This is a genomic window from Ralstonia sp. Ralssp135, assembly GCF_047304345.1.
Lineage (GTDB): Bacteria > Pseudomonadota > Gammaproteobacteria > Burkholderiales > Burkholderiaceae > Ralstonia > Ralstonia chuxiongensis.
In genome coordinates this window covers 227,900-251,073 of the sequence record NZ_JBGLYZ010000002.1, presented here as the reverse complement: position 1 = coordinate 251,073, position 23,174 = coordinate 227,900, and the positions used below count along the sequence as shown (strand labels likewise).

Below are 23,174 nucleotides of genomic sequence, written 5' to 3'. Positions count from 1 at the left end.
CCTCACACCCGCACAATCTTCCAAGTCTTGAGCGTCTTGCCATTGACGCGCTTCGTGCCCTCTACGAGCTTTTCGTTGGCTCGCAGGTAGCCGTAATCCACCGCTTCCTTAAGCCTCTTCCACACGCATGTAGAGCCGACTGCGACAGCAAGCTCAAACGTGGTCATCGCCTTGATGCGTAGGGCTGTGCAGATGCGTTCGTATTGGGTTTTGGGCTTGCTCATGCGGCCCTCGCTGCGATGCCTTGCTGCAAGTAGTCAAGAATCGCTTGACCACTGACGCGCCGATATTCCTCTTCGTCGCGCTTGGCCCGGATCTCCAACCACTGCTGCGGATATGCGCAACCGCACAACATGCAGAAGCGCGCCAATTTGGTCGCCGGGAAAGGACGGCGCCCGGAAATCAGATCGCCAAAGTGCGGGTAGTGAATGCCTGCGAGCTTGGCCAAGGTGCGCCGGTCGAACCGTTTCAGGCCGGATTCCAGCGCCTTCTCCACCGTCTGCTCAAATGACATGGCCTCTACCTCTGCTTCGGTGAGCCGGTGCGCCTCAACAAACGGCGCAAACATGCGAATCTCCAACTGGTTCATGGGCGCTACTCGCTTCTTGTTATTAGGAAAATTCAATCGCTACCCAGTTGAATACCCACTTGGTTACCCAGTTGGCTGGCGACTAAAAAAGAGGCGTGCGACGAGCACGCCAAAAGGGGGAGATCGTTATGCGGGTTGATCGGACCAGAGGTCGGGGCGAAGTTCTGCAAGAGTCAGTCGCGGCTCTGCGGCAGCCAGACGTTTCGCGAGCTGCGGCCCTGGACGACGATCCCCGCGCGCGCAGAGATACAGATAGTCGGCGGACGTGTCGCAGTCTTTGGCTAGGGCGTCCCGCTCTTGCGGCTTGGTAGCCTGGAAATAGGCTTTGAGGTCCATTCGAGTGTCCTGAATCAATGCTTCATGGACACTATAGCAAAATGCTACGTAAAGTCAATCACCTTGCTCGTATATCAAAAAGCGCCTCATCGCTACCTTCCGGGGCTATGAAGACGACTAGCGATATTCGAAGAGAGAACGCGCGACGCCTGGCCCGTGAGGCCGGATCGAACGCGCAGCTTGCCCGCGAGATGGGGATGTCTGATTCACAGATGGGGCAGCTGATAGGTGAAAACCCCACACGCAACATTGGGCCTAATCTAGCCCGCCGATTCGAGGCGGTAAGGGGTAAGCAAACAGGTTGGATGGATCTACCCCACGAAGAGGCAGTAATCCAATCGCTGCGCGTTATGCAGTTGGGGGAGTTACGCAGAATTGCTGAGGCACTAAGCGATTCGGATCTGTCCCATTGCTTGGCGATGGTCCAAGAGAATTATGCGCATCTTGCGTTAGGAAAAGATCAGTCTTTAGCAAAAGTAAACTCGTTAAGCACTTCCTACGGTGGCAATATTGTTGCCACGGCCCCTCATGAAGGTTCAATAACAAAAGAGGGAGAGCGAAGTGATGGGCGACCGACCTCTACACGAATCAAGAAGCCTGAGGAGGTGGTGCCGTCCAGTAGGAAGAAGGGGGTAGAAAGTGCCACGAGGAGCAAGACGCGCAAAGGTCATAAAGCTTGACGCATATAGGAAGGCTGCACGGGAGCAAACGGCCACCTTAGAAATCAAGCTACTAGCAGATGGAAGGATCATGTACGACGTGCCTGACCTGAAGACAGCGCAGGCATTTATGGCGCTCTTGGGTTGCTACGCAGTTGCAGGAGAACTATTAGACACATTAAGGGGGGATGTGCTGTGTACAAACGAACACTGTTGATCGCCGCCGCCGTTTTAATGTCTGGCTGCGCACTTACCAGAGAACAAGCGCAAGAGATGACATCCCTGGAACTATGCGAGAGGGCATACGCTGGGGCTGCCTTTGGCAACCCGGAAACACAAAGAGTAGCGCTAGGGATGGTTGCTGAACGCGGGGATAGCTGCAACAACTACGCAAGCATTCTAGCGACGCAACAGGTCAACAGGATGGCTATGTTTAGCGCTGGCATGGGAATGCTTCAGCAATCCGGGCCTCGACCATACCCGGGGCCAGCGACTACTACTGTGCAGTGCGTACAACAGGGGGTTTTCACTAACTGCAGCACTTACTAGCGCCACGCGCCCAAACAAGATCCCGCTTCGGCGGGATTTTTTTTTGCTCTGCAGTCAATCATTTTGCTTGCATGTACTGAATCATTTTGCTACAGTACCTCCATCGACGCACCACACGAACAGATGGAGAAGGCGATGGCGAAGAAGAAAGAGCAGGCTGAGCAGGTAGTGGTGAGCTACAAAGGCTTCAACCAAGACTGGACTTGCCGTGGTTTCCAGTACGAGCTTGGCAAGACGTACGAGCATCAAGGCAACGTAGAAGCCTGTTCTGGTGGCTTCCATGCGTGCGAATACCCGTTGCATGTTCTGCGCTACTACAAGCCTGCTACTTCGCGCTTCGCTGTCGTTGAGCAGAGCGGAACTATCTCTCGCCATGGCGAGGATTCCAAGATCGCCAGTTCGCGCATCGCAGTGAAGGCGGAAATTGACATCGCCGGGCTCATCAAAGCCGCAGTGAAGTACACGCTGGATCGTTGCACACCCGCTGATGGCGCTGTGAGCGATCAGCCCAATACGGTTGTTAAGGCTGAAGGCAAGAACAAGAGTGCAACCGCATCGGGCGACTCCGGCGCTGCAACCGCATCGGGCTACTTCGGCGCTGCAACCGCATCGGGCTACTACGGCGCTGCAACCGCATCGGGCAACTACGGCGCTGCAACCGCATCGGGCGACTCCGGCGCTGCAACCGCATCGGGCAACTACGGCGCTGCAACCGCATCGGGCTACTACGGCGCTGCAACCGCATCGGGCTACTACGGCGCTGCAACCGCATCGGGCGACTCCGGCGCTGCAACCGCATCGGGCTACTCCGGCGCTGCAACCGCATCGGGCGACTCCGGCGCTGCAACCGCATCGGGCCGTAATGGCAAAGTCAAAGGCAAAAACGGCTGCGCGTTGTTCCTCGTCTACCGCGATGATGATTGGAAGATCGTCCACGCGAAAGCGGCCATTGTCGGACAAGACGGCATCAAGGAAGACACGTTTTACCGCTTGAATGCGTCTGGCGATTTCGTAGAGGCCTGAGGAAATCATGTCCACGCTGACCCTCCTAAAGCCGCGCTTGTATGAGCTTCCCAAGGGCCCGGGCGAGCTGACCGAAACGGATCTGCTCAACGCGATTCTGCATAAACGCTCAGTGGAGTACCGAGACCGACTGGGCAAATTGGCTGCCGTCAAAGCTGAGTGCTCGGTCGATCTTCTAAATGCGCTAAAAGACCAAGAAGACGACTTCAACGCCACGCTCGTCCGCGCATATGCCCACGGCCCAGCTGCTCTCTACAAGACGATTGGCCGGTTGATGAGCAAGGAAATCAAGGACGACTTGGCTTTCTACAACGACCGCGAAGGTCGGATCGTGGAGGAGTGATGACACCCGAAATCCTGATCGAGATCGGCATCTACACGGCAGTGGTGATTGTTGTGGCTGTGTCGCTTGCCTTCGTTCTCGCCTCAGTAGGCGATGACTTTGTGGAGCAGTTTCAAGACGAGCAAGAAGACGAGCGCGCGCAGAAGCGGCGCTATTAAACAAACCTGAGGAGAACGAGATGACCACGAAAAAGCCCGCAGTGACGACACAACTGAAGCAAGCCAAGGCCCGTATTGAGGAACTCGAAAGGGAATTGGCTACATCCGTCAAGCAGACCGCCCATGAAAAGGGCATGAAGGAAGCGTATTCCAAGCAGAAGGACGAGGCCGTCGAAGAACTCGACCAACTGCACGGTCTGCTTGATGCGCTTCCTGGTTGTTTGCCGCGCAGGAGCGAGGCCGAGAACTCATGGGAACGCAAGGATTACGCGGCCATGACTCGCCTTGCCTCTTGGCTTGCTGTACGCGCCTGAGCGGCGCTACTGATGAGGGGATGACGATGAACGAATACGACGTTGAACTCATTGCAGTAGACCCGCAGCACCGTCCCGAAGCTATCGCTGTGTATCGAGTTCTTGCTTTGAGCAAGACGGAAGCGGGTATGGCGGCCTGTCGGTTATTGGCAGCACCGGGCCTGTGGAAGGTGCTCAACGTAAAGCAACGCGCCTAACCGCCGCCACTGAACAGAGGGAATGAGAAAAATGAAGCTGACAAGCACAACGACAGTCGTTCTCAACTTTGACATCGCTTACTACGAGGACTGCGAAGGTGGCATGCGCTCCGGGTCATTCGGAGAAACGGTGTCCACCTTGGAGGCCGCAGTCGAGCAGTGGCGCTTGGCGAACGTTGCTGAGCCTCGCCGGGAGTGGGTGATCGTCAGCGTGCCGCAGATCAATGTGAATCAGGGCAAAGCCACCTAACCGCCGCCACTGAACAACCAGCAGGGGATAGACATGAAAACCATCGAGATCAGCGGCTTTATTTTCGCCCGCAACAACGTGTATGGCGATCTGGAGCCGAACTTTACTTTCTTCGGGTTCGATGCGAGCCAAACGGACTCAAGCTACATCCAAGTCTGCGATCACAAGATCATCGCAGAAATCCCTGATGACTTCGATCCGCGCTCTGCTCAGATCGCATCGCTGGAAAAGCAGCGCGACGCAGTACGCGCAGAACTTAGTAGCCGCATCACCAAGATCAATGAGCAGATCGCCAAGCTGCAGGCGCTGACGTTCGATCCTGCTTAACGGGAGGCAACCGTGCATCTATCCGACACCGAAGCCGCGCAGCGCGTGGCAGACAACGACAACTTGGTGGGGGAGTTGGTGGAGGCCATCAACATCCTTCTCGTCTGCATGAAATTGGCCGGGTGGGAGGGTGATTGGGCGGCGGTCAACGCCCGCGCAGTTCTCGCCAAAGCCCAAGGAGCGCAGCAATGACGCCAGGTGAAGTTCGATGGGTACAGGGCGCTGTAGTGATCCTGCTGGACAACCCAGTGGACATGAAACAGCTAGTCCGAGACACCGATTACGCGCTGCTGGACATGATGGGGAAGATAAAGCATCGCGCGGATGGGTTGCCAGCGGTAACTAAATGGCCGAACGCAAAAGGCTGGCCGTTCAAGCATTAACGCTACGCCCGGCGTAATGGGCGCTCCGTGATGGAGATTGAGCGCGGATAAGGCATAGCTTGGTGGCCGCCAAGGACTAGCCCCGGGAGTCTCCATCACAGAGGGTGAATGCGCAGTGGTGATGCGCGTGTGATAGCGAACCCGGGCACATGGTCGAGCGGACGAATCTCGAACTGGGCCAAGCCGGAGATACCACCGGCCGCCCTCTTCCAACAGGAGAAGACATGCAGATCAACGTAGCGGAAGAAGTGATTGAGGCGGCCGCAAAGAACCTCGCGGAGTCGCTTGATTACCCGTGGCAAGAGATGCCGGAACAGGGAAAAGATGACTTCCGGCTAAAGGTACGTGTAATTGCGGCCATTCTCTCGGGAGAAAAAACATGCTGACCAAATCGCCCGCACGAAACGAAGACCTGCGCCATGTCGTAACTGATCTGCCGCAAGAGGATCGCATCGCGGCACGGATCGAAGGACTGCGGCAAAAGGCAATCGCCGCACTTGGCTCACGTTGGATTTTTTCCCGTGAGAACGCCCCGCAGAAGGGTCACTACACGCATGCGGGCAAGCGTCTGGCCTGACATGGACCCCGACGACGCAGCAGAAGTATTGAACTGGTACGAGGAAAATAGAGATGAACGCAATCGCAGAGTTGCCGCAAATGCAGCTCATGTCAGCGGACCAGATGCGGGAACGCATCAACGCCGTGCAAAAGGTCATGGGCGCCGTCATGAAGGACGGAACGCATTTCGGGACGATCCCTGGGACGCAGAAGCCGACGCTCTATAAGGCCGGTTCTGAGGTCTTGCTGACCACGTTCCATATGGGTCTGCGCCTGGAGATTGAAGACCTGTCCGACAGCGATTGCATTCGTTACCGCGTCAAGGCCATTGGCTTTCATCAGCCGACCGGTACCGCTGTTGGCGAAGGCATCGGGGAGTGCTCCACCGGAGAAGAAAAGTACAAGTGGCGCACGGCTGTCTGCGAAGAAGAGTTCGACTTCTACCCGGAATCGCGCAAGCGCGTGAAGTTCCAGAAGGTATGGAACAAGGGCCAGCGCCGATATGACTTCATGCAGATCAAACAGGTACGTACCGAGCCCGCCGACCTTGCGAATACGGTTCTGAAGATGGCGAAGAAGCGCGCACAGATCGACTTCACGCTGACCGCGCTCGGCGCTTCCGACATATTCACGCAGGACATTGAAGACCTGCCGGAAGAGTTGCGGCCCGCTGCTGACGATGACGGAAACCCCGTGCAGCCAGGAAATCCGATTGAGCACCCGGCCATGAAGGAAGCCAAGTCTGTGCAGGACCTGGCGAAGATCATGAATACGCTGAAGGCGGACGAGCGCAAGAAGTATCTGCCGTACTTCCAAGTTCGCCAAAAGGAACTGAGCGAGGCCGGCAATGGAACAGCGGACTGACGAATGGTATGCGGCTCGCCTGGGCCGCGCTACTGCAAGCAACTTTGGCAAGGTACTGGCGAAGATCAAGACCGGCGAGGCAGCAGACCGGCGCAACTACCGCGCGCAGTTGGTGATCGAGCGCCTTACTGGGAATCGCCAGGAGGGATACAGCAACGCGGCTATGCAGTGGGGCACCGAGCAAGAGCCTTTCGCGCGGATTGCCTACATGGCTGATCGCGGCGTGGATGTGCAAGAGATCGGATTTATCCAGCACGAAACGCTGATGGCTGGATGCTCGCCTGATGGCTTGATTGGCGCTGACGGCCTGATCGAAATCAAGTGCCCAGTTTCGGCAACGCATATTGAAACGCTCAAGACGCAGCACATGCCGTTTGAGCACATGCCGCAGGTACAAGGGCAAATGTGGATCGCAGGGCGGGAATGGTGCGACTTCGTGAGCTATGACCCGCGCATGCCCGAGAAACTTCAGATGTTCGTGCAGCGCATCCCGAGGGACGAACAGTACATCAAGGCACTGTCGTTTGAGATTGAGCGCTTCCTTGAAGAAGTCGCAGCAGAAGTTACCGCACTCCAAAAAATCGCAGCGTAAGGAACAGAAATGGCATCCGTCAACAAAGTCATCATCGTCGGCAATCTCGGCGCCGATCCTGAAACGCGTTACATGCCCAGCGGCGACGCTGTCACCAACATTCGCGTGGCAACTACCGACCGCTACAAGGACAAGGCCAGCGGCGAAATGAAGGAAGCCACCGAATGGCACCGCATTGCCTTCTTCGGAAAGCTGGCAGAAATCGCAGGCCAGTACCTGAAGAAAGGCTCGCCGGTCTACATCGAAGGCAAACTGAAAACGCGTCAGTGGGAAAAAGACGGCCAGAAGCAGTACAGCACCGAGATCGTTGCCGAGCAGATGCAGATGCTCGGGGGCAAGTCCGAGGATCAGCAAAACAAGGGGGATGGCGGTAAAGCATATCGCCAGACCCGCGAAGGGAGTGGCGGTCACGACGATATGGACGATTCGATCCCCTTCTGACCATGGCCGCCGCTCAATCCATCGTCCTGCGTACTGAGCGCGATGCACAACGTCTGTGGGGCGTGCTCAAGGGGTGGCTGCCTATGGCAAACCTTGGCAAGCCCCTAGCCGTAGACGTGTCCGAGTACCACGCGAAGCGCAGCCTAGACCAGAACAAGCGCCTGCACGCGATGCTGAACGAGATTTCGCAGAACGCTTACCTGAACGGGCGCCGCTACGAGATGGAGGCTTGGAAAGAGTTCTACCGCTCGCGCTTCATAGGCACGGAAGAAATCGAGCTTCCTGACGGGCGACGGATCGAGCGGGGAATTTCGACAACGACGCTGAATAAGCAAGAGTTTGCTGATTTTTTGACCGCTATCGAATCGCACGCCGCGCAAAACTTCGGCATTGAATTCAGAGACTGAGGGGAAGACATGGACAAGAACAACGAACTGCTGCGCGCACGGGAGCAATGACATGGACGAGAAGACGATCAGAGAAGTGTTCGAGGCCGAACATCGACATCTTGACGTATCGATGCACAAAGACTCATGGGGGCGCCCAGAGTATGTGCATTCGCATGTGGAAGCGACTTGGCGCGGCTTCCTCGCCTGCTACCAACACTTGGCGCCGATGGTGGAGGACGCGGAGAGGTATCGCTATCTGCAGGGAAGTGTCTGCGCAACCCGAGTTGCCCCGGCACGCTGCGAATTCTTTTTGCAACTTCCTCTACCTGTTAAAGACCCGATGCGCGGTTCTGTAGCACAACACTTTGATGAAGCAATAGACGCCGCCCGCGAACAGGAGAAGAAGACATGCTGAGTAACGAAAAAGTGCGAGAGGTGATTGCTGCCGTTGAGCGTATGCAGAAGATCAATGACGGCGCCAAAGGCATATCCCTCGATCGGCAAGATGAGATGGGGTATGCGGACGCTTGCGAAGGCGCGTTCAACGAAGTGCGTGGCGCTATCGAAACCGCCCTGCGCGCGCAGGCTGATGCGGGGCCGGTGGCTTGGCGCGTACGTGCTGCCGAGGATCAGCCTTGGGTATATGTGGACCAAGGAGAATCCTTCACAGGACTTGGCTGGCATGTTGAACCTGTCTTCACCCACCCCGCACCAGAAGCGGCGCAGACGTTGAGCGACCGCGATATTTACGCCATCGCACAAGAGCACGGCTACGACATTGATAGCGGCACGTTCTATCGCGTCGTGCGCGCCCTCCTCACTCGCGTCAGCGCCGCGACTGTGGCCAAGCCGAGCAAGACCGGTGGCTATGTCACGCACGATCAAGCATTCAAGAACGCTGTCGCTCATGAACAATCTCGGCCCTACCATCAAGGCGCTTCGGAAGCTGCGCGGAATGACGCAAGCGGAACTGGCTCGCCGCTCAAATCTGGAGCGCACCAGCATCACGAACATCGAAGCGGGCAAACAGACGCTGACCAGCACGAGCATCACAGCGATTGCGGCAGCGTTGGGATACGAAGTGCATGTGAGCTTCCGTCTGCCGAAACGGTAGCCGCCCAGCAGCAGGCCGAGCCGGTGGGGGATGAGCCGGAACTGTGGACGTTGATCGAGCAATACGCTGACGCCGTTGCCGAGTTCAACGTCGCCACGTATCGCGGCATCGACTCAAAGCCATCCGGCGATGAAAGCCTTCGCATCCAGAAGCAATTGCAGACGCGGCTCGCCGCCCAGTCCGGCCAGCGGGCGGGGATGGGGGAGAGCTTAGCCGATAAAATCCGCGCTGAAGTTCGGCTTGTGCTAACTGATCCAGAGATCAACTTAACGCCGGGCGCTCATCGAGCACTCCGGTATGTGCTGAGCCTGCTCGCCGCCGCGCCCACACCGGCAGCGCAGGGAGGGGCGTGACATGGGCAGCTATCTCATGTTCTGGATCAGCAAAGCCCTGGTGGAGTTCGGCATTGCGCTGGGAATTATCCTGTTCGCGGTTGTTGTCGGCATCCTGATCCAAATTCCCTCATGGATTAGGCAGGCGCGCTGCAAACACGATGGCAATGTTTACGAAACTCAGGCGTGCGACGCCTATTGCCAGCAGTGCGGCAAGAACCTTGGGTTCATTGGCGCATGGCGTGAGAAGCGAGCCGCAGCATCGGCAGCGCAGGGAGGGGATAGCCATGGTTGATCGTGAGCTGTTGGAGCGGGCTGCTAAGGCGGCTGGGCATGAGTTCAAGTTCGGGGAAGATTGCATTGCGATGTACAAAGATCTGAACGGACTCTACTACCCCTCTCAGTGGAACCCGCTCACCGATGACGGCGACGCGCTGCGGCTGGCGGTAAAGCTGAATATCACCGATCTGTGTCTAGTGGTCGGGCAATTGGTCCTAGCCGAAGGATTTCAGCAGGACAAATACGCCGCCACCCGCCGCGCAATAGTCCGCGCAGCGGCAGCACTGGCAGATGCGGGAGGGCGGGATGCCGATGATTGAGATGCAGCCGCGCGTTGTGTACGTCTCACCGTCTCGTGGCCGCGCATATCTCACGGCTAGAGGCGCAGCAAATGCCGAAGCGAATCGGATGCTTGCCCGCAAATATCCGACCGAAAAGCCAGCATACGAAAACGGGTTTTGCTTTGACCCAGGCTATCACTGGACCGAAGACGAGCGCCTGCGCCGCGTACATGAGCGACTTGTGCGGCTGATTCTCAGAAAGCTCAAGAGCGCGCCAACAACCAAGGACACTGGTGGGGAGGGGTGAAAAGTGACCGCAATCGGATTTGTGTTGCTGATGTTCTCCATCGGCGCCCTGCAGATTACTGACCGGTGGGATTTCAAAGGCGCATTTGGCCTGATGCTTTTGGGGTTAGCCGTTTTGAGTGTAAGTAGCGTCCTTCTGATTGCGGGCATTGCTGCTTGGTTGTGGCAGGTCATGCCATGACCCAACAATCAGCCCTGAGCAGGATATTGGAGACGAGCATGGAAACAGATTGGGAATTGATGCCGCCGCCTCACTTTCTTGAGGTTGATGCCGTGGTAAATGACCATGTGCGGCGAGGATGGAGATGCGGAGAAAATTTCGTGTTTGTCGACTGCACCCACCCAATGCAAAACATGGCTGTACCTGTGGATTGGGTAACAGCGTTTCGGGCACGCTGTCCCATAGCAGTGATTTATAACCCAATGCAACCGTGTTACTCGCCCGGTTGGCAGAACGAGATTGACGGCCTGATCGGCTCAGTCTTCGGATGATATGGAAGCAGTCCTAGCAAAAATCCTAGCCAAGACGCGGGAGGTGTGGTTTGAGAGTCGGAGCGAAAGAAGCTGCCGCGATCCTAGGCATCCCGGCGCACCAGATCAGTCGCCTGAAGGACGAAACCATCAAGCGGTACAAGTTGACAAGAAAGACGCACGTGTACGAAGTTGACTCACTCTATGCGTACCTAGACAAATGCCAGTCGAAACCTTTACCAAAGCTGGAAAGAAACGCCTACGGTGGACTTTCGAGCGCGTCATTGCGGGTCAGCGGATCAGAAAAACCAAGACGCTCCCTATTGGCCTTAGCCAGGCAGACGCCGACAAGCTAGCCGCAAAGTGGGAAGCGGAAATCTACCGAATAGCCGAGGGTACGCAGAAAGTGCGCACAACCATCGGAGAATGCGTGGAGATTCATTTCCGCGACAAGGGAGCCGGATGGAAAGACCTGGAGAAGAGGTCCAAGATCATGGAGAAGTGGCGTCCGCTGTATCACGACCGATATACGGATGAACTGCACAAATGGTCGCTGGACTTTGCAAAGGCGCTGCGAGCCGATGGGCTTACAGATGGGTCCATCCGTAATGTGATGGCATACATCCGGGCGGCGATCAAATGGGCCTACAAAGTCGAAGAAATCGAAGTAGATCAGACGCGACGCATGGTCATTCCGCAGGTCAGCAATGCCAGGCACATATACCCCCAGCGCAGGGATATGTTGCGCATTGCCATGGAGTGCGAGGATCGACAGGTTAGGGCGGCAGTGCGGATCGCCTTCTACTCTGGAATGCGCCGCTCGGAGATCTTGAGGGCCAAGGTGACGAAGAAGGGCTTTTCTCTATCGAAGACAAAGAACGGCCTACCGCGCATCGTGCCCATTCATCCAAAGATCGCTGTACTCGCCCGCAAGGTGCGATTTACGATTGACGGTGACCACTTCGCCTGGCACTACGAGAAGGCTCGCAAGAAGGCCGGTCTTGAGCATCTCCGGTTCCACGATTTGCGGCACGGAGCGGCTTCAGAAATGATCAATCAGGACGTTGATCTGTACACGGTGGGGGCTGTTTTGGGCCACAAGGATGCGAAGTCAACAGCACGTTACGCGCACCTTGTTACCAACAAGCTGGCCCAGGCGGTGGGGAGGATAGGCAAAAAAACACACACCTAGGAAAGACAAAAGGCCTCACGGTTTCCCATGGAGCCTTATGAATACTGGTGGGGCGTGAGTGACTCGAACACTCGACCTACGGATTAAGAGTCCGCTGCTCTACCAACTGAGCTAACGCCCCGCGAAGAAACGAGACTATATCAACCTTTTTCGGATCGCGCTAGTCCTTTGCGCGAATTTTTTTCGAATCGGTTGTGTGACCGCGTAGCACGTCGATGAATTGCGTGAGTCCGTGCGTCGGATGCTTGTCGCGATGGCGCACGATCAGCAGCGGCCGGGCGATGCGCGGCAGGCCGCTGTTGACCTCGACCAGGCGGCCATCGCGCAACGCATCGGCCACCACGTGACGCGACAGGCAACTGATGCCGTAGCCGGCTGCGACCGTGCGTTGGATGGCTTCGGAGTGGCCAAGTTCGAGCGCCACATGCAGCGGCCCGACCACTGAAGCGATGCGGCTGTCGATCAGTTCGCGCGTGCCTGAGCCGGGTTCGCGCATCAGCCAGCCCGCTTCGCGCAGCGCTGCGTGTGAGACAGGCCCTGTTCCTTGGGTGAGCGGGTGCCCGGGCGCGGCCACGATCACCATCTCATCGTCGATCCACGTTTCGATCTCCAGTGCCTCGCCGCGGCAGGTGCCTTCAATCAGGCCGATGTCGACCTCGAAACGCTGCACGGCATCGACCACGTCCTGCGTATTGCCGATTAGCACGTCGAGCTGGCTGTCGGGTGCGATCTCGTGCCGGAAGCCCGCCAGCAGGGCGGGCAGCACGTAGTTGCCGATCGTGCTGCTAGCCGCGAGCTTCAGGCGCACGTTTGGCTGGGCGGTTGCGTGTTCCAGCGCATCGGCGTGATCAAGCAGCGCCTGCGCTTGCGGCAGAAGCTGTCGGCCCAGCGCATTCAGATGCAGACGGCGCGCATGCCGGTCAAATAGCGGATGTCCGAGTGTGGATTCCAGCTCCGCCAGCGCTGCGCTGACGGCCGATTGCGACAGGCCAAGAGCTTCGCCGGCCGCGGTGGTTGTCTCACTGCGTGCGATGGCTGCGAAAACGGCCCATTGCCGAAGGGTGACGCGAGGCGCTTTGTTATCCATAAAAGTGGTTGGAATTACGAAAATTACCTGTTTTACATGTTATCACGGCCCGCATATCGTTATGCGTATAGCGAATAAGCAAGGCGAATGTGATGACGATTGCACAGAAACAGTTGGCACCCCAGGGCGTTTCAGCGGGATTTGACGGGCGAACGCTCGCCAGCGTGGCGGTGTTGTTCGGGTGTGCGGGGATTGCGGTGGCGCTCGGGGCCATGCCGTGGGCTGGGCATCTTGGCTTGAGTGCGCTCACGCTTGCCATCCTGCTCGGCATGGCTGTCGGTCATGTACCGGGGCACCAGCGTTGGCTGACGCCAGGGGCAATCCAGTTTGCGCGCCATACACTGCTGCGCGCTGGCGTGATTCTTTACGGCGCCCGGCTGACGCTGGCGCAGATCCAGGATCTCGGTACTTCGGGTGTGGTGATTCCGCTGGTGGTATTGGCAGCGACGATGCTGGCCGGCACGTGGATCGGCACGCGTTGGTTTCGCCTCACGCGCTCACAAGCCGTGCTGGTGGCGGCGGGCAGTGCGGTATGTGGGGCGGCGGCTGTGCTGGCCGTTGCGCCAGCGGTGAAGGCATCCCCGCGCGAAACGGCCGTGGCGATCGCCAGCGTGGTGCTGTTCGGCACGATCGGCATCTTTCTGTATCCGTGGCTGTACGCGCTTGTTACGCATGCCGGTGTGGCCATCACGCCAGAGCACTTTGGCGTCTACATCGGTTCGACGATGCACGAGGTCGCCCAGGTGATTGCCGCGGCGCGTCCGCTGGGCGACGACGCCACCAACGCGGCGGTCGTCAGCAAGATGGTGCGTGTGCTGGCGCTGGCCCCGTTGCTTGTGGTGCTTGCGTGCACAACACCCGGTGAAGCTGAGGGGCCCGCTTCGACGTCTCCTGAGAATTCGCTTCGCAAAGCCGCCGGCCACGCATGGAAAGCGATGCCCTGGTTTGCGGTTGGGCTGCTGATCGTGACGCTGCTGAATTCCGCCGGTGCGATCCCCGCCGCATGGCATGCCCCCATCGACGCCGTCGACACCGCCATGCTGGCCTGCGCGATGTTTGCCATCGGCACGCAAACGCATGTACCGATGCTGCTGAAGTCCGGTGTGCGCCCGCTGCTGTGCGCCGCTGTGCTGTGGGTCGGGCTGGTGGGCGGCGGCGCGCTCATCAACATGGGCGTGCGCTGGCTGGTGGGCTGATCCGGCACTTGAGTTTGCGTGTGCAGAGACGGCTGATTCTCTTCCATGGCGCGCAAGTCGCATCCGGTTGGCGACTTGCGCGCCGCGGCTTTTCATTCGAGTAAGGCCGCCTAGTATGAAGTCCTGAGTCTTAGGACAGAGGGGCAATCATGCAAACGCATCCCGTAGTTTCAAGAGACGAATGGCTCATCAAACGCCGAGCGTTGCTGGCGCGCGAGAAAGAGGCTATCCACCTGCGCGACGCCGTCAACGCCGAGCGTCTGGCGCTGCCCTGGGTCAAGGTCGATACGGAATACGTATTTGACACATCGGAAGGCGGGAAGACGCTGGCCGAGCTGTTCGACGGCCGTAGCCAGTTGGTGGTCTACCACTTCATGTTCGGGCCCGACTGGGATGCGGGCTGCCCAGGGTGCTCCTTCTTCTCTGATCATGTTGGCGGAATGCTCTCGCATTTGAACCACCATGACGTGACGTTCGTCGCCGTGTCTCGCGCGCCAATGGACAAAATCGCGGCTTACAAGAAGCGCATGGGCTGGCAATTCCCGTGGGTCTCGTCGTTCGACACGACGTTCAATCACGACTATCGCGTGAGCTTCGCGCAAGACGAACTCGCTAGCGGCTCGGTCGACTACAACTACACCGCTACGCCCCGCGAAGAAGCCCATGACGAGCTGCCCGGATTGAGCGCGTTTTACAAGGACGAGGCGGGCGATGTCTTCCACACGTACTCGACGTATGCGCGGGGTTTGGAAGACATGGTTGGTACGCTGTTACTGCTCGATCGCGCGCCGCTCGGCCGTAACGAGACGGGCCCCTTGTCATGGGTGCGCCGGCACGATGAATACGAAGATGCACCGAAGGCGCACGCGTGCTGCGCATCGTAAGGCGCTGGAGCGGAAAGAAGGGAGGGGAGGCGAAGAAAGGATTGGTGCCCGAGGCCGGGATCGAACCGGCACGCGCCGATTAGGGCGCAGCGGATTTTAAGTCCGCGGTGTCTACCAATTTCACCACTCGGGCTGGGGCGACGGTGCAAGACAATACACGAGACCGATGCCGAAAATGAAAACGCCCCGCACGAAGCGAGGCGTTTTGTTATTTTGGCTCCCCGACCTGGGCTCGAACCAGGGACCTACGGATTAACAGTCCCATGTTCGAACGGCCCGGAAACCCACGCCATTACTGGAAATCCGGGGTGCTCGCTGTCCAATATGAATCGCTTTTTTGCTACCCGGAAACCCGCATTCTATCGTGCTCACCGCTCTTGTATTAGACGGCCAAGGGCACGGAATTGGGCTGCACTGTACCACGCCAACGACACTTGACGTAGATCTCAGTCGTCTTGACCGACTCGTGTCCGCACAGCACTTGGATCTGTTCCAAGGGGACGCCAGCGAGCCACATATCGGTCGCGCCTTTGCCCTTCAGGTCGTAAAACCCGAATCCGTCGACCTTGGCCTTTTTGATGTACCGGCGCAGCATCGCGCACAGGCCGTCATACGTGTATGGGTGGCCGCTGCGGGTGTGGACGAGGGTCATACCTGGCCCCGTGCTGGCCCCGTCCATCTTTAAGTCCTTCAGGATGGCGTCGATCTCGGGGGTGATCGCAATGTCGACAATCTTCCCTGTCTTCCCCTGATCGTTGCGGATGATCTTCCGGTGACTGCCATCCGGCTCGCGCTTCAGAATCACGTTCGCCGGCGTCCACCCGATGATGTCCTCGGGGCGCTGCAGCGTCCGATAGATAAGCGCCATGAGCCCGCGCACCTGCTTTACGGCCACCCGTCCGACGGCGTGATATTCGGCGTGTTCAACATAGCGCTCGCGAGGCGTCTCGGGGTTTCTGCGCACACCCAAACATGGGTTGAGCTTCACGCCAGCTTCTCCCTTACGGATGAGCCAGGTAAAGCAGGCAGAAAGGCAGGCCTTCTCGCGGTTGGCGCGCACAGCCCTATCCATCTCGACGCCAAGGTCAAGATACTTCCCGATGTGGGGCGGCTCAATCGCGGTGGGAACCATCTTTCCGAAGAAGGCTTTCAGCGGCTCAACGTCGCGTTTGTAGTCTTCATAGGTGCGCACGGCCATCCCGCCTTTATCTCGCGGGAGTCGAGTGCGCCGCTCGCAGTGGAGAACGAACTCGTCCAAGAAATAGGCCATCAGCCCGAATGTGTTGTCCGGGTCGTTGTAATGCTCGGCCTTTCGCTTTGCAACGGCCAGATCTGTGCCGAGCTTCTCCCAATGACCGTTCCGATGAGCGTAGTAAAACGCCCCATGCTTGAAGTACAGGCGGGCATGCCTGCGCGCGTCAAGCCCGAACGGATTGCTTTTCCGAGTTCGCACCATTGTTCTTCTTCTGGAAGCGGGCGAGCAGGGCCGCCGCGTCAGGTTGACCGCCCATCGGGCTTGAATTCGAATCAGACCGCGCGTCGTTTGCAGCGGTTGCACATCCGGATACCTGCTCGAAATGCGAGCGCGATATTAGCGGCATGCGGTTGGGTTTGACGCGGCACACATATCCATGGTCGCGGAACCAACGCACGATTGCCGCCGGCTGCTGCAAGGGTTTGACGATCTCCAAAATTTCGGAGTCGGTCAGGAACGGAAGCGGGATATGCGTCATGCTAGGATTCCTGAAATTGCCGGGAGGCTGATATGGCGCGTGAAGTCATCGAGAAGGACAAACTGCTGTCCCTGATCAACGACCACATGGCGTCTTTGGACGCCTGTCGGAATCTGCGGATTACCAGCATCGCAAACGATCCGGCGCGAACTCACGGGGCAAATTGGACGACCGGCCATTTGCGACGATCCGGCTCTGACCATGACCAAGTTGAGTGTGGTGAGGTATTGCTTGCCTTCATGCTTGACTTGCAAGCGCGATACGACATTTAGGCTGGTCACGCTGCCTCCTGTGCGCGCTTTCGTTTGATCACGGCCACCAGGCCGGCGCGGTCTACTTCGATCGCGCCGCAGCGTACGGCTTGTGCGCGTTTCGCCTTACAGATGTCGTAGTGGCTGTGCACCGTACCGGCCTTCTGGTGCCAGCGACGCGCGACGCCGATCTTGTCGGCCATCGCATGCAGTTCATCATCGGTGTCGGCCACCATGTGAAACATCACCATTCGCCCATATGGCGCAGCCATGTCATCGACGTAGACGGTCATGCTTCCCGCCCCGCTGCGTCGATTGCGTCTCCAGTGGCCGCTAGCACCTGGTCGGTTAGCGAAGTTTCGCCATCGTCGTAGTCGACACCATCGCCGCCGGGGCCAATCATCTGGACGCCTGCCCAACCCGTTTCGACATCCAGATTGATGTTGTATCCGATTGGCAACTTCATGCACGCCTGCATCAGCGCTTCCACCAGGCCAGCGTGAGGGCCACGATCCGCGTCTGCCTGCTCCACCGCGCGCACGAACGAGCGAACCTCCTCAGTCATGACCACGCCGTGCTGCTCGGCCAGATCGCATAGGGCCCCATAGGTTTGCTTGGTCATACCGCCCCCTCCGGGAAACCGTCATACCGTAGGCCGGCGAGGAGACGGCCTGCTGCCTTCTTGCCAGCGCGCCCCATGATCGTTCCATCTGCATGTGTAAACTTCTGACCGGTAACGGTCACGCCTTCTACATGACCCATCATCGGAACCCATTCGCCCCATTGTTTGAAAAGAAATGGGACATCGTGAGATGCACACTGGCCGCACAGACTGATGGCCCAGTCCGGATGCATTGGACGCGCCCCCGGCCCGCTTTCGCCCCCGACTATTACCCAGTCCAATCGAGCGGGATTGCCTGCCCCTCCATACCAGCCACGTAGGGCATTGATCCTGATGGGCGGTTGGCCGAGTTCAGGATGTTCAGCGTCTTTGAGCTTGATACGTGTGAGGTCTACAGGACCAAGAAGTGGCTCCATTGAGAGAAACCGAACAGATGCGGGCGTACAAAGCAGCTTGGGAACGTCCCGATCGGCCTCTGCCTGGTTGACGACGGTGGCGCCCAACCAAATGTCTGTCGGCGCATGGTCACCGTCCAACCAGTCCCCGATCCAGCGCAGCATCGGGTCCGAGGCGCATCCCTTTTGGCAACCGACATACGAAAGAGCTTCTGCCAGTCGCGATGTCACGTTCCCTATGCGTTTCGTGAGAACCAGCTTGTCGAGGTTCGGTGTAGCGGCGCATACGCGTAAGAAATCGACAAGCCACTGAATGGGGACTTGGTTGTCGAAAATGTCGGCCAGGCTTGCACAAAAGACGCGCTGACGCCGGAGGTGTTTCGCATAGAACTCGCCGGCTTGCCTGTCCCATGCCAAGGGTTTGCGCCAGTTGGCGATGCTGGTGCGTCGACGCGGTGCGTCTGGGCCCCAGTTCACGGCTGTGCCGCCGGAGAAGCGTGCATTGCGCGTCTCGGCATAGCAGTGGTCGCAGCCGGGCCCGACTTTCTGGCAGCCTTCCCACGGGTTGAAGGTGTGGTCGGTCCACTCGATTTTGCTGTTCTCGCTCATGCCTCGACCCTCCGGAACTCCACAACCCATACCCACGGGTTGGCATCCCATGAACCGGTACCGTTGATGCTTTCCCAGAGCCCTTTGTAGGCGAGCTGCGGATCAGCCGTCGCACCACTATGCGATGTGTCGTTCGGGTCTGGATGGCGCCGTTCCCAGCCGTGCTTGTAGGGGCTAATACCCTCGGCGATCGCGTCCTCCGAACTGCAATCGTTCAGGCGCTCGATGCGCACATCTGTGATTTCCAGCAGGATTCGGCTTGCCCAACGGGGCACATGGATTGCCGGTGCCCAGCGCATAGACCCATCCACGTTGTGAGAGCGATTCGGGAACCAAGGGAACTCGTTGGGACGATCCAGCGCGTAATCCCGCATCATCGAGCCGCCGGCCTGATATTCGACGCCGATACACCCTCTATTGTCGGGAGGCTGTTCGCTTTTGAATGCGCAGCGAGCTGTCTCGCGCACCCAGAGACGGTCGCCTGGCTGCCCATAGGGACACGGGAAGTAGCCGCCTGAGGACCCCCCGAAGTTGAAGCCCGCCCATGCTGTATCGACAGGCTGTTTACAGGAAATGAATCCCGCTTCGGCACCCCACACAACATGAATCAGATCGAGGCTATTGACCTTCTTTGCGTCGAAAGCGTGGGTCTTGAACAGGCGGCGTGTCTGGGTCTTTCGGCCATCAAGAATGGATCGCACCATGGCGCCCGAGAACAGGATCGGCCGTTCCTTATGGTTGGTCATGCTGCAACTCCCATTGATTTGGATTCCAGAGCTGACCAACTGGCCATCTCGGGTACGTTGGCCCAGGCGAGCACCTGGGCGAGCTGAGGGTTGACGGCGTTGCCGCACATGCGAATCTGCGCCTGCTCTGATAACTGTCGACCATTGACGACCGGTGCGATTACGTAGCGCGCGGGGAACCCTTGAGCCGGGTACAGCTCGCGAGCCTTGAGCATCCGAAGAGTGATGTCGACCATCACCCAAAGGAAGCCCCCATAGCTCATCAGCACCAGGTCAGCGTCGCCCTTGAAATGCTCCGGCAGGTGCTCGCGCAACAAGGCAGCGCATTTCCGCGCGCGTGCGAGATGATCCGGTGATAGCAGGTCACCTCGAACTTGCACGGTCTGGACGAGTCCCATCCTGCCCTTTGTGGGCAGTGTGTGCATTGCTTCGTCAAGGTCCTGCCATTGGCCTCCAGAGCTGTAGTACTTCACCAGGTAGGCGGAAACCAGCCGTTGATTCGCGCCCTTTGAGGCGATCGTTGACATCTGCCCATCCGCCGGGAAGCCGTCGCCGTCATAGAAGCCACCATTTGCCTGCTCGAAGAACGACGTGACAAGGGCATGCTTGTTTGCTGCCACCACGGTTCCAAGCGGGTTCACGACGGTCTGCGCCCGAGCAGCTTGTCCTTTCCGCTCGCCATAGCCGATGGTGACCAAGTGGGCGGCCACCAACGCGTGATGAGTCCCGCCAGCGGACACGGTCGACAAGGAACGTTCGATGCTGTGCGCGCCGAGATGGGACTCGCTGGTCCCACGTAGCGGCACAAGCATTGGCGCGACCAGAGAGAAGTGGCCGCCCTTCACCTGGGCACACAAGGTGGCCAGCGGATCCGCAACAGACATCGTTCGGTCGTTGCTGGCATTGGCGTGCTCGTTCAGGAATGGGGCGCTTGAGTACTGCTCGTCTCCATGCTTGACAATGTATGGCTTCGGGTTGGTCAGCACGTGCCGCCAAAGGCCTTTGGCAACACGGCGCAACGTATTTGTCACCAGCGGCCGCGGGCGATCAAAAATGCTCGTTGCGTCAATCGAGAAATCAATGCATTCAGCAGCCGTGCGATATGGCTTGAGCACCTTTGCCTTCACGGCGGCACTGTCGGGATGGCCGTGCGATGGGGCAGGCCACACAATCGGATTGCCGTCGCACCGCGAAATCTTGAACAGGCGCTTCCGGATGGTGGGTGTGCCATAGTCCCGGCCGCGCAGCTGGCGGTATTCGACTGCATAGCCCAGTCCGTCGATGAGGCGTTGCGCCAGAGGGTGATCGCGCTCAAGCTTCAGGAATTCGCAAGCCTCAGCAAACGCTGGATGTTCCGGCGAAATGCCGGTCGACAGCATGCTAATGAGGCCTTTAAAGGTCTCGCCCTTTCGTGCGGGGTCTGGCTTCCAGCGGCCGGGTACCACCTCGATAACCGGCCCCCAAGTAGTGAACTCTTCGACGTTCTCCAGGATCATGACGCGCGGGCGCGTCAGCAGCGCCCACCGCAACTCAATCCAGGCGAGGCCACGGATGTCACGGCTGACCGGCGTTCCGCCCTTGGCCTTGCTGAAGTGCTTGCAGTCAGGGCTGAACCACCCGAGTCCGACAGGGCGCCCACGGGTGATTGCCAGTGGGTCTACGTCCCAAACCGACTCGCAGAAATGTTGAGTCTGGGGATGGTTCGCCGTGTGCATCGCGATGGCTTCAGGGTCATGATTGATAGCAATGTCAACATGTCGGCCGAGCGCAAGCTCAATGCCGCAGCTGGCGCCGCCACCGCCAGCGAAGTTGTCGACGATCAGCTCTTCTTGGATGTCGAGCAGGAACTGGTCGCGGATCATCGATCTACCTCCTGCTGCTTCGCGGGCGCAGCCAGCACGACCCGGCCTCCGCATCCTTGGCAGAAGCGCACGTTATTGTCTTGAGGGCCACCGTCGATGAAGCACCATGCTTCGCCGCATGCGCTGTCGTACTTGAAATCGTGCTCGTCGTAAGTCCAGGCGCAATCCGTCGTAGTTTGGTGCTGCCCCACCGCTTCGAATGCTCGCACTCGCTCGATGTTGGTCAGAACCGCAACCAATTCAGGGGAAGGGCACAGGAAAAGCGGCGTCACCGTCCAGCCTTGTTCGGTGTAGTGCTCCATGGTCGGGCGCTTCGTCGTGACAAATGCCATCGGATGTCTTGCATCCTTTGGGTTTGCGCACTCCCATGCAGTTGCGGGGGAACAGAGCAACGTCGTGACCGCATTCGAGAACTGTTTGCCGAGCAAAGCTGCATTCATCCAGTCATCGGGCTGGCTGGACGCGGCCGCTTTCTCATAAGCCGCCTCGAAGGCGCCTTGAACTTGACGTGTCAGCATTAAGAATTTTCTCCTTGCCGGGAGCGGCGATAGATCTTTGTGAGCTGGCGATTTACCGCATGCCCACGTTGAAGGGCGACGTTGGCGAGCTTTGCCCGCTCGGTATGGCTTCCGGTGGCTTGACGCAGCAGACCGAAGTAGCTGTTGGCGGCTTGATAGAGGTCAGCGGCCGGCATTTCATGCATGCGTTGGATGCCGCTGCGCAGCGTCCTCTTGCGGGTGTGCCTCACCCACGGCCGGATTACCTGGCCGACGAAGTCGATGCCACGGGCAACCGGCTGCAGGATGGTCTTGCTGGGGTTGAGGCGCGCGCGAAGGCGTGCCGGCAAAAAGGCGTCGATGGCAGCGTGGGCGTCGTTAAGCCATTGCGGTGATTCGTGCAGCAACACAAAGTCATCCACGTAGCGGATGTAATGGTGGCAGCGCAGTTCGTGCTTCACGAACTGATCCAGCTCGTTGAGATAGACGTTCGCGAAGAACTGCGAAGACAGGTTGCCGATGGGGAGGCCCAGGTGTGCCGGTTGCTCCATCAGGCGTTTGTGGGGCGGCACGCGAGCGATCATCGCTGGATCGCCGTGGTAGACGAAGTCTTCCCGTGGATCGTGCATCAGCACGAGATCGGTCAGGTCACGCCAGAACGGCTCCTGAATCTTCGCCCGCAGCAGATCGAGCAGGACACGCTTGTCGATGCTGACGAAGAAGTTGGCCAAATCACACTTGAGGTAGTGCGCGGGGCGCGACCAGTTCTGTGTGACTGACCGCACCTTCATTTCCAGGCGCTGGGCGGCGTACAGCGTGCCGCGGCCCTTGATACATGCGCACGAGTCAACGATGAACGACCGCTCGAAGCGTGGGCCGATGTGGTTGTAAAGCAAGTGGTGCACGATGCGGTCGCGAAACTCCGCAGCCCATACTTCGCGATGCTTCGGACGGTCGATGACAAAGCACTTCGAGCGCCCGGGCATATAGCTTCCGCAGGTCAGCTCGTCGAACAGGCGACGCAGGTTGCGCTCCATATCGATTTCGAACGACAGAGCGCTTGCGCTGTTGCGTTTCGTGCGCCGGCAGTCGAAATAGGCTTCGACCAGCTCGGCGAACGAGAACGCGGCATTCCATTTCCAATCTGCGGACGGCACGGGCGCGGAACTCGTTGTTCTGTTGGTTGTTGTTCTGGTTGCCGTTGTTGAAGTTCTGATACCAAGCCCAGCCGGATGTGTCGTGCTATCTACGTCGCCTCGCCGATTGCTCAGCGAGGAAACTGCGCAGGACCGTGCCGCACACCGGCGGTCGGTTTCCGTTACGCGCATGGCGGTGGCCTTGTGGG

The 23,174-nt window shown here is 58.6% G+C and carries 39 protein-coding genes and 2 tRNA genes; 26 read left to right on the top strand and 15 right to left on the bottom strand.

Going from position 1 to position 23,174, the window contains the following annotated elements:
* Nucleotides 1–2: 2 nt before the first annotated feature.
* The 3 genes from ACCD03_RS03395 to ACCD03_RS03385 all read right to left on the bottom strand — a co-directional run bounded on the left by ACCD03_RS03395 (nt 3) and on the right by ACCD03_RS03385 (nt 925).
* Entirely contained in the window at nt 3–224 is a 222-nt protein-coding gene (locus tag ACCD03_RS03395) for a hypothetical protein (protein WP_413410845.1), read from the bottom strand.
* Nucleotides 221–589, bottom strand: a complete 369-nt coding sequence (locus ACCD03_RS03390) for a hypothetical protein (RefSeq protein WP_413410844.1) — start codon at nt 587–589, stop codon at nt 221–223. Before ACCD03_RS03390 ends, ACCD03_RS03395 begins: the two co-directional genes overlap by 4 nt.
* A gap of 126 nt (nt 590–715) precedes the next feature.
* Entirely contained in the window at nt 716–925 is a 210-nt protein-coding gene (locus tag ACCD03_RS03385; RefSeq protein WP_413410843.1) for a hypothetical protein, read from the bottom strand.
* A 1,343-nt stretch (nt 926–2,268) separates the two neighbouring features.
* Here ACCD03_RS03385 and ACCD03_RS03380 point away from each other — a divergent pair.
* From ACCD03_RS03380 to ACCD03_RS03270, 23 genes are all read left to right on the top strand, one after another.
* Complete coding sequence (locus ACCD03_RS03380; RefSeq protein ID WP_413410842.1) at nt 2,269–3,156, top strand: hypothetical protein; 888 nt, start codon at nt 2,269–2,271, stop codon at nt 3,154–3,156.
* Nucleotides 3,157–3,163: 7 nt separating this feature from the next.
* Nucleotides 3,164–3,499 (top strand): hypothetical protein, encoded by a 336-nt coding sequence (locus ACCD03_RS03375; RefSeq protein ID WP_413410841.1) that lies wholly within the window; start codon nt 3,164–3,166, stop codon nt 3,497–3,499.
* Nucleotides 3,499–3,657, top strand: a complete 159-nt coding sequence (locus tag ACCD03_RS03370) for a hypothetical protein (RefSeq protein WP_413410840.1) — start codon at nt 3,499–3,501, stop codon at nt 3,655–3,657. The genes ACCD03_RS03375 and ACCD03_RS03370 overlap by 1 nt, the downstream gene beginning before the upstream one ends.
* Nucleotides 3,658–3,677: 20 nt before the next feature.
* Nucleotides 3,678–3,971: a hypothetical protein gene (locus ACCD03_RS03365; RefSeq protein ID WP_413410839.1), complete on the top strand. Its 294-nt coding sequence runs from the start codon at nt 3,678–3,680 to the stop codon at nt 3,969–3,971.
* Between the two features lie 26 nt (nt 3,972–3,997).
* Nucleotides 3,998–4,168, top strand: coding sequence for a hypothetical protein (locus ACCD03_RS03360; RefSeq protein WP_413410838.1), 171 nt, complete (start codon nt 3,998–4,000; stop codon nt 4,166–4,168).
* A 31-nt stretch (nt 4,169–4,199) separates the two neighbouring features.
* Nucleotides 4,200–4,418, top strand: coding sequence for a hypothetical protein (locus ACCD03_RS03355; RefSeq protein ID WP_413410837.1), 219 nt, complete (start codon nt 4,200–4,202; stop codon nt 4,416–4,418).
* Between the two features lie 33 nt (nt 4,419–4,451).
* On the top strand, nt 4,452–4,745 hold the full coding sequence (locus tag ACCD03_RS03350; protein WP_413410836.1) for a hypothetical protein: 294 nt from the start codon (nt 4,452–4,454) through the stop codon (nt 4,743–4,745).
* 12 nt (nt 4,746–4,757) lie between these two features.
* Nucleotides 4,758–4,937 (top strand): hypothetical protein, encoded by a 180-nt coding sequence (locus tag ACCD03_RS03345; protein ID WP_413410835.1) that lies wholly within the window; start codon nt 4,758–4,760, stop codon nt 4,935–4,937.
* Nucleotides 4,934–5,128 (top strand): hypothetical protein, encoded by a 195-nt coding sequence (locus ACCD03_RS03340; RefSeq protein ID WP_413410834.1) that lies wholly within the window; start codon nt 4,934–4,936, stop codon nt 5,126–5,128. The genes ACCD03_RS03345 and ACCD03_RS03340 overlap by 4 nt, the downstream gene beginning before the upstream one ends.
* A 224-nt stretch (nt 5,129–5,352) precedes the next feature.
* Entirely contained in the window at nt 5,353–5,514 is a 162-nt protein-coding gene (locus ACCD03_RS03335) for a hypothetical protein (protein ID WP_171924851.1), read from the top strand.
* Nucleotides 5,508–5,705, top strand: a complete 198-nt coding sequence (locus tag ACCD03_RS03330) for a hypothetical protein (RefSeq protein ID WP_413410833.1) — start codon at nt 5,508–5,510, stop codon at nt 5,703–5,705. The genes ACCD03_RS03335 and ACCD03_RS03330 overlap by 7 nt, the downstream gene beginning before the upstream one ends.
* Before the next feature lie 53 nt (nt 5,706–5,758).
* The gene (locus tag ACCD03_RS03325; protein WP_413410832.1) at nt 5,759–6,550 is read left to right on the top strand and encodes a hypothetical protein; all 792 of its coding nucleotides are present in this window, start codon (nt 5,759–5,761) and stop codon (nt 6,548–6,550) included.
* The gene (locus ACCD03_RS03320; RefSeq protein WP_413410831.1) at nt 6,534–7,142 is read left to right on the top strand and encodes a lambda exonuclease family protein; all 609 of its coding nucleotides are present in this window, start codon (nt 6,534–6,536) and stop codon (nt 7,140–7,142) included. Before ACCD03_RS03325 ends, ACCD03_RS03320 begins: the two co-directional genes overlap by 17 nt.
* A 9-nt stretch (nt 7,143–7,151) precedes the next feature.
* Nucleotides 7,152–7,583, top strand: a complete 432-nt coding sequence (ssb, locus tag ACCD03_RS03315) for a single-stranded DNA-binding protein (RefSeq protein ID WP_413410830.1) — start codon at nt 7,152–7,154, stop codon at nt 7,581–7,583.
* 2 nt (nt 7,584–7,585) lie between these two features.
* Entirely contained in the window at nt 7,586–7,990 is a 405-nt protein-coding gene (locus ACCD03_RS03310) for a recombination protein NinB (protein ID WP_413410829.1), read from the top strand.
* Nucleotides 7,991–8,042: 52 nt separating this feature from the next.
* Nucleotides 8,043–8,387, top strand: coding sequence for a hypothetical protein (locus ACCD03_RS03305; RefSeq protein WP_413410828.1), 345 nt, complete (start codon nt 8,043–8,045; stop codon nt 8,385–8,387).
* A gap of 453 nt (nt 8,388–8,840) precedes the next feature.
* On the top strand, nt 8,841–9,086 hold the full coding sequence (locus ACCD03_RS03300; protein ID WP_413410827.1) for a helix-turn-helix domain-containing protein: 246 nt from the start codon (nt 8,841–8,843) through the stop codon (nt 9,084–9,086).
* Between the two features lie 50 nt (nt 9,087–9,136).
* Complete coding sequence (locus ACCD03_RS03295; RefSeq protein ID WP_413410826.1) at nt 9,137–9,439, top strand: hypothetical protein; 303 nt, start codon at nt 9,137–9,139, stop codon at nt 9,437–9,439.
* A gap of 1 nt (nt 9,440) precedes the next feature.
* Nucleotides 9,441–9,713, top strand: a complete 273-nt coding sequence (locus ACCD03_RS03290; RefSeq protein ID WP_413410825.1) for a hypothetical protein — start codon at nt 9,441–9,443, stop codon at nt 9,711–9,713.
* The gene (locus ACCD03_RS03285; RefSeq protein ID WP_413410824.1) at nt 9,706–10,017 is read left to right on the top strand and encodes a hypothetical protein; all 312 of its coding nucleotides are present in this window, start codon (nt 9,706–9,708) and stop codon (nt 10,015–10,017) included. Before ACCD03_RS03290 ends, ACCD03_RS03285 begins: the two co-directional genes overlap by 8 nt.
* Nucleotides 10,004–10,285 carry a hypothetical protein gene (locus tag ACCD03_RS03280; RefSeq protein ID WP_413410823.1) on the top strand — a complete coding sequence of 94 codons (282 nt, stop codon included), beginning with the start codon at nt 10,004–10,006 and terminating at the stop codon, nt 10,283–10,285. Before ACCD03_RS03285 ends, ACCD03_RS03280 begins: the two co-directional genes overlap by 14 nt.
* A gap of 3 nt (nt 10,286–10,288) precedes the next feature.
* Nucleotides 10,289–10,465 (top strand): hypothetical protein, encoded by a 177-nt coding sequence (locus tag ACCD03_RS03275; protein WP_413410822.1) that lies wholly within the window; start codon nt 10,289–10,291, stop codon nt 10,463–10,465.
* A gap of 510 nt (nt 10,466–10,975) precedes the next feature.
* Nucleotides 10,976–11,947 carry a tyrosine-type recombinase/integrase gene (locus ACCD03_RS03270; protein WP_413410821.1) on the top strand — a complete coding sequence of 324 codons (972 nt, stop codon included), beginning with the start codon at nt 10,976–10,978 and terminating at the stop codon, nt 11,945–11,947.
* Between the two features lie 45 nt (nt 11,948–11,992).
* Here ACCD03_RS03270 and ACCD03_RS03265 read toward each other — a convergent pair.
* Nucleotides 11,993–12,068: transfer RNA gene (locus ACCD03_RS03265), tRNA-Lys, on the bottom strand.
* Nucleotides 12,069–12,107: 39 nt separating this feature from the next.
* Complete coding sequence (locus ACCD03_RS03260) at nt 12,108–13,034, bottom strand: LysR family transcriptional regulator (RefSeq protein ID WP_413410820.1); 927 nt, start codon at nt 13,032–13,034, stop codon at nt 12,108–12,110.
* A gap of 92 nt (nt 13,035–13,126) precedes the next feature.
* On the opposite strand from ACCD03_RS03260, the gene ACCD03_RS03255 reads away from it, so the two are divergent.
* Nucleotides 13,127–14,230 carry a YeiH family protein gene (locus ACCD03_RS03255; RefSeq protein ID WP_413410819.1) on the top strand — a complete coding sequence of 368 codons (1,104 nt, stop codon included), beginning with the start codon at nt 13,127–13,129 and terminating at the stop codon, nt 14,228–14,230.
* A gap of 149 nt (nt 14,231–14,379) precedes the next feature.
* Nucleotides 14,380–15,114, top strand: coding sequence for a DUF899 domain-containing protein (locus ACCD03_RS03250; RefSeq protein WP_413410818.1), 735 nt, complete (start codon nt 14,380–14,382; stop codon nt 15,112–15,114).
* A gap of 42 nt (nt 15,115–15,156) precedes the next feature.
* Here the strand turns inward: ACCD03_RS03250 and ACCD03_RS03245 are convergent.
* The 3 genes from ACCD03_RS03245 to ACCD03_RS03235 form a co-directional block, all read right to left on the bottom strand.
* A tRNA-Leu gene (locus tag ACCD03_RS03245) sits at nt 15,157–15,247 on the bottom strand.
* Nucleotides 15,248–15,496: 249 nt separating this feature from the next.
* Nucleotides 15,497–16,570 (bottom strand): tyrosine-type recombinase/integrase, encoded by a 1,074-nt coding sequence (locus tag ACCD03_RS03240; protein WP_413410817.1) that lies wholly within the window; start codon nt 16,568–16,570, stop codon nt 15,497–15,499.
* The gene (locus tag ACCD03_RS03235) at nt 16,533–16,847 is read right to left on the bottom strand and encodes a hypothetical protein (RefSeq protein WP_413410816.1); all 315 of its coding nucleotides are present in this window, start codon (nt 16,845–16,847) and stop codon (nt 16,533–16,535) included. The genes ACCD03_RS03240 and ACCD03_RS03235 overlap by 38 nt, the downstream gene beginning before the upstream one ends.
* A 32-nt stretch (nt 16,848–16,879) precedes the next feature.
* On the opposite strand from ACCD03_RS03235, the gene ACCD03_RS03230 reads away from it, so the two are divergent.
* Nucleotides 16,880–17,119: a hypothetical protein gene (locus ACCD03_RS03230; protein WP_413410815.1), complete on the top strand. Its 240-nt coding sequence runs from the start codon at nt 16,880–16,882 to the stop codon at nt 17,117–17,119.
* Nucleotides 17,120–17,124: 5 nt separating this feature from the next.
* Here ACCD03_RS03230 and ACCD03_RS03225 read toward each other — a convergent pair whose 3' ends face one another.
* Genes ACCD03_RS03225 through ACCD03_RS03195 form a run of 7 tightly spaced genes read right to left on the bottom strand, consistent with a single transcriptional unit; the run spans nt 17,125 to nt 22,872 of the window.
* Nucleotides 17,125–17,391: a DUF4031 domain-containing protein gene (locus ACCD03_RS03225; protein WP_413410814.1), complete on the bottom strand. Its 267-nt coding sequence runs from the start codon at nt 17,389–17,391 to the stop codon at nt 17,125–17,127.
* Complete coding sequence (locus ACCD03_RS03220) at nt 17,388–17,720, bottom strand: hypothetical protein (RefSeq protein ID WP_413410813.1); 333 nt, start codon at nt 17,718–17,720, stop codon at nt 17,388–17,390. The genes ACCD03_RS03225 and ACCD03_RS03220 overlap by 4 nt, the downstream gene beginning before the upstream one ends.
* Nucleotides 17,717–18,724, bottom strand: coding sequence for a phage Gp37/Gp68 family protein (locus ACCD03_RS03215; RefSeq protein WP_413410812.1), 1,008 nt, complete (start codon nt 18,722–18,724; stop codon nt 17,717–17,719). The genes ACCD03_RS03220 and ACCD03_RS03215 overlap by 4 nt, the downstream gene beginning before the upstream one ends.
* Nucleotides 18,721–19,470, bottom strand: coding sequence for a hypothetical protein (locus tag ACCD03_RS03210; protein WP_413410811.1), 750 nt, complete (start codon nt 19,468–19,470; stop codon nt 18,721–18,723). Before ACCD03_RS03210 ends, ACCD03_RS03215 begins: the two co-directional genes overlap by 4 nt.
* Nucleotides 19,467–21,332, bottom strand: a complete 1,866-nt coding sequence (locus ACCD03_RS03205; protein ID WP_413410810.1) for a DNA cytosine methyltransferase — start codon at nt 21,330–21,332, stop codon at nt 19,467–19,469. The genes ACCD03_RS03210 and ACCD03_RS03205 overlap by 4 nt, the downstream gene beginning before the upstream one ends.
* The gene (locus ACCD03_RS03200) at nt 21,329–21,850 is read right to left on the bottom strand and encodes a hypothetical protein (protein WP_413410809.1); all 522 of its coding nucleotides are present in this window, start codon (nt 21,848–21,850) and stop codon (nt 21,329–21,331) included. The genes ACCD03_RS03205 and ACCD03_RS03200 overlap by 4 nt, the downstream gene beginning before the upstream one ends.
* The gene (locus ACCD03_RS03195) at nt 21,850–22,872 is read right to left on the bottom strand and encodes a reverse transcriptase domain-containing protein (protein ID WP_413410888.1); all 1,023 of its coding nucleotides are present in this window, start codon (nt 22,870–22,872) and stop codon (nt 21,850–21,852) included. Before ACCD03_RS03195 ends, ACCD03_RS03200 begins: the two co-directional genes overlap by 1 nt.
* Nucleotides 22,873–23,174: the final 302 nt, after the last annotated feature.

Bases quoted from the DNA above. Each gene is read 5' to 3' on its own strand.
- ACCD03_RS03395 (WP_413410845.1), bottom strand. From the start codon at position 224: ATGAGCAAGCCCAAAACCCAATACGAACGCATCTGCACAGCCCTACGC.
- ACCD03_RS03390 (WP_413410844.1), bottom strand. From the start codon at position 589: ATGAACCAGTTGGAGATTCGCATGTTTGCGCCGTTTGTTGAGGCGCAC.
- ACCD03_RS03385 (WP_413410843.1), bottom strand. From the start codon at position 925: ATGGACCTCAAAGCCTATTTCCAGGCTACCAAGCCGCAAGAGCGGGAC.
- ACCD03_RS03380 (WP_413410842.1), top strand. From the start codon at position 2,269: ATGGCGAAGAAGAAAGAGCAGGCTGAGCAGGTAGTGGTGAGCTACAAA.
- ACCD03_RS03375 (WP_413410841.1), top strand. From the start codon at position 3,164: ATGTCCACGCTGACCCTCCTAAAGCCGCGCTTGTATGAGCTTCCCAAG.
- ACCD03_RS03370 (WP_413410840.1), top strand. From the start codon at position 3,499: ATGACACCCGAAATCCTGATCGAGATCGGCATCTACACGGCAGTGGTG.
- ACCD03_RS03365 (WP_413410839.1), top strand. From the start codon at position 3,678: ATGACCACGAAAAAGCCCGCAGTGACGACACAACTGAAGCAAGCCAAG.
- ACCD03_RS03360 (WP_413410838.1), top strand. From the start codon at position 3,998: ATGAACGAATACGACGTTGAACTCATTGCAGTAGACCCGCAGCACCGT.
- ACCD03_RS03355 (WP_413410837.1), top strand. From the start codon at position 4,200: ATGAAGCTGACAAGCACAACGACAGTCGTTCTCAACTTTGACATCGCT.
- ACCD03_RS03350 (WP_413410836.1), top strand. From the start codon at position 4,452: ATGAAAACCATCGAGATCAGCGGCTTTATTTTCGCCCGCAACAACGTG.
- ACCD03_RS03340 (WP_413410834.1), top strand. From the start codon at position 4,934: ATGACGCCAGGTGAAGTTCGATGGGTACAGGGCGCTGTAGTGATCCTG.
- ACCD03_RS03335 (WP_171924851.1), top strand. From the start codon at position 5,353: ATGCAGATCAACGTAGCGGAAGAAGTGATTGAGGCGGCCGCAAAGAAC.
- ACCD03_RS03330 (WP_413410833.1), top strand. From the start codon at position 5,508: ATGCTGACCAAATCGCCCGCACGAAACGAAGACCTGCGCCATGTCGTA.
- ACCD03_RS03325 (WP_413410832.1), top strand. From the start codon at position 5,759: ATGAACGCAATCGCAGAGTTGCCGCAAATGCAGCTCATGTCAGCGGAC.
- ACCD03_RS03320 (WP_413410831.1), top strand. From the start codon at position 6,534: ATGGAACAGCGGACTGACGAATGGTATGCGGCTCGCCTGGGCCGCGCT.
- ssb (WP_413410830.1), top strand. From the start codon at position 7,152: ATGGCATCCGTCAACAAAGTCATCATCGTCGGCAATCTCGGCGCCGAT.
- ACCD03_RS03310 (WP_413410829.1), top strand. From the start codon at position 7,586: ATGGCCGCCGCTCAATCCATCGTCCTGCGTACTGAGCGCGATGCACAA.
- ACCD03_RS03305 (WP_413410828.1), top strand. From the start codon at position 8,043: ATGGACGAGAAGACGATCAGAGAAGTGTTCGAGGCCGAACATCGACAT.
- ACCD03_RS03300 (WP_413410827.1), top strand. From the start codon at position 8,841: ATGTCACGCACGATCAAGCATTCAAGAACGCTGTCGCTCATGAACAAT.
- ACCD03_RS03290 (WP_413410825.1), top strand. From the start codon at position 9,441: ATGGGCAGCTATCTCATGTTCTGGATCAGCAAAGCCCTGGTGGAGTTC.
- ACCD03_RS03285 (WP_413410824.1), top strand. From the start codon at position 9,706: ATGGTTGATCGTGAGCTGTTGGAGCGGGCTGCTAAGGCGGCTGGGCAT.
- ACCD03_RS03280 (WP_413410823.1), top strand. From the start codon at position 10,004: ATGCCGATGATTGAGATGCAGCCGCGCGTTGTGTACGTCTCACCGTCT.
- ACCD03_RS03270 (WP_413410821.1), top strand. From the start codon at position 10,976: ATGCCAGTCGAAACCTTTACCAAAGCTGGAAAGAAACGCCTACGGTGG.
- ACCD03_RS03260 (WP_413410820.1), bottom strand. From the start codon at position 13,034: ATGGATAACAAAGCGCCTCGCGTCACCCTTCGGCAATGGGCCGTTTTC.
- ACCD03_RS03255 (WP_413410819.1), top strand. From the start codon at position 13,127: ATGACGATTGCACAGAAACAGTTGGCACCCCAGGGCGTTTCAGCGGGA.
- ACCD03_RS03250 (WP_413410818.1), top strand. From the start codon at position 14,380: ATGCAAACGCATCCCGTAGTTTCAAGAGACGAATGGCTCATCAAACGC.
- ACCD03_RS03240 (WP_413410817.1), bottom strand. From the start codon at position 16,570: ATGGTGCGAACTCGGAAAAGCAATCCGTTCGGGCTTGACGCGCGCAGG.
- ACCD03_RS03235 (WP_413410816.1), bottom strand. From the start codon at position 16,847: ATGACGCATATCCCGCTTCCGTTCCTGACCGACTCCGAAATTTTGGAG.
- ACCD03_RS03230 (WP_413410815.1), top strand. From the start codon at position 16,880: ATGGCGCGTGAAGTCATCGAGAAGGACAAACTGCTGTCCCTGATCAAC.
- ACCD03_RS03225 (WP_413410814.1), bottom strand. From the start codon at position 17,391: ATGACCGTCTACGTCGATGACATGGCTGCGCCATATGGGCGAATGGTG.
- ACCD03_RS03220 (WP_413410813.1), bottom strand. From the start codon at position 17,720: ATGACCAAGCAAACCTATGGGGCCCTATGCGATCTGGCCGAGCAGCAC.
- ACCD03_RS03215 (WP_413410812.1), bottom strand. From the start codon at position 18,724: ATGAGCGAGAACAGCAAAATCGAGTGGACCGACCACACCTTCAACCCG.
- ACCD03_RS03210 (WP_413410811.1), bottom strand. From the start codon at position 19,470: ATGACCAACCATAAGGAACGGCCGATCCTGTTCTCGGGCGCCATGGTG.
- ACCD03_RS03205 (WP_413410810.1), bottom strand. From the start codon at position 21,332: ATGATCCGCGACCAGTTCCTGCTCGACATCCAAGAAGAGCTGATCGTC.
- ACCD03_RS03200 (WP_413410809.1), bottom strand. From the start codon at position 21,850: ATGCTGACACGTCAAGTTCAAGGCGCCTTCGAGGCGGCTTATGAGAAA.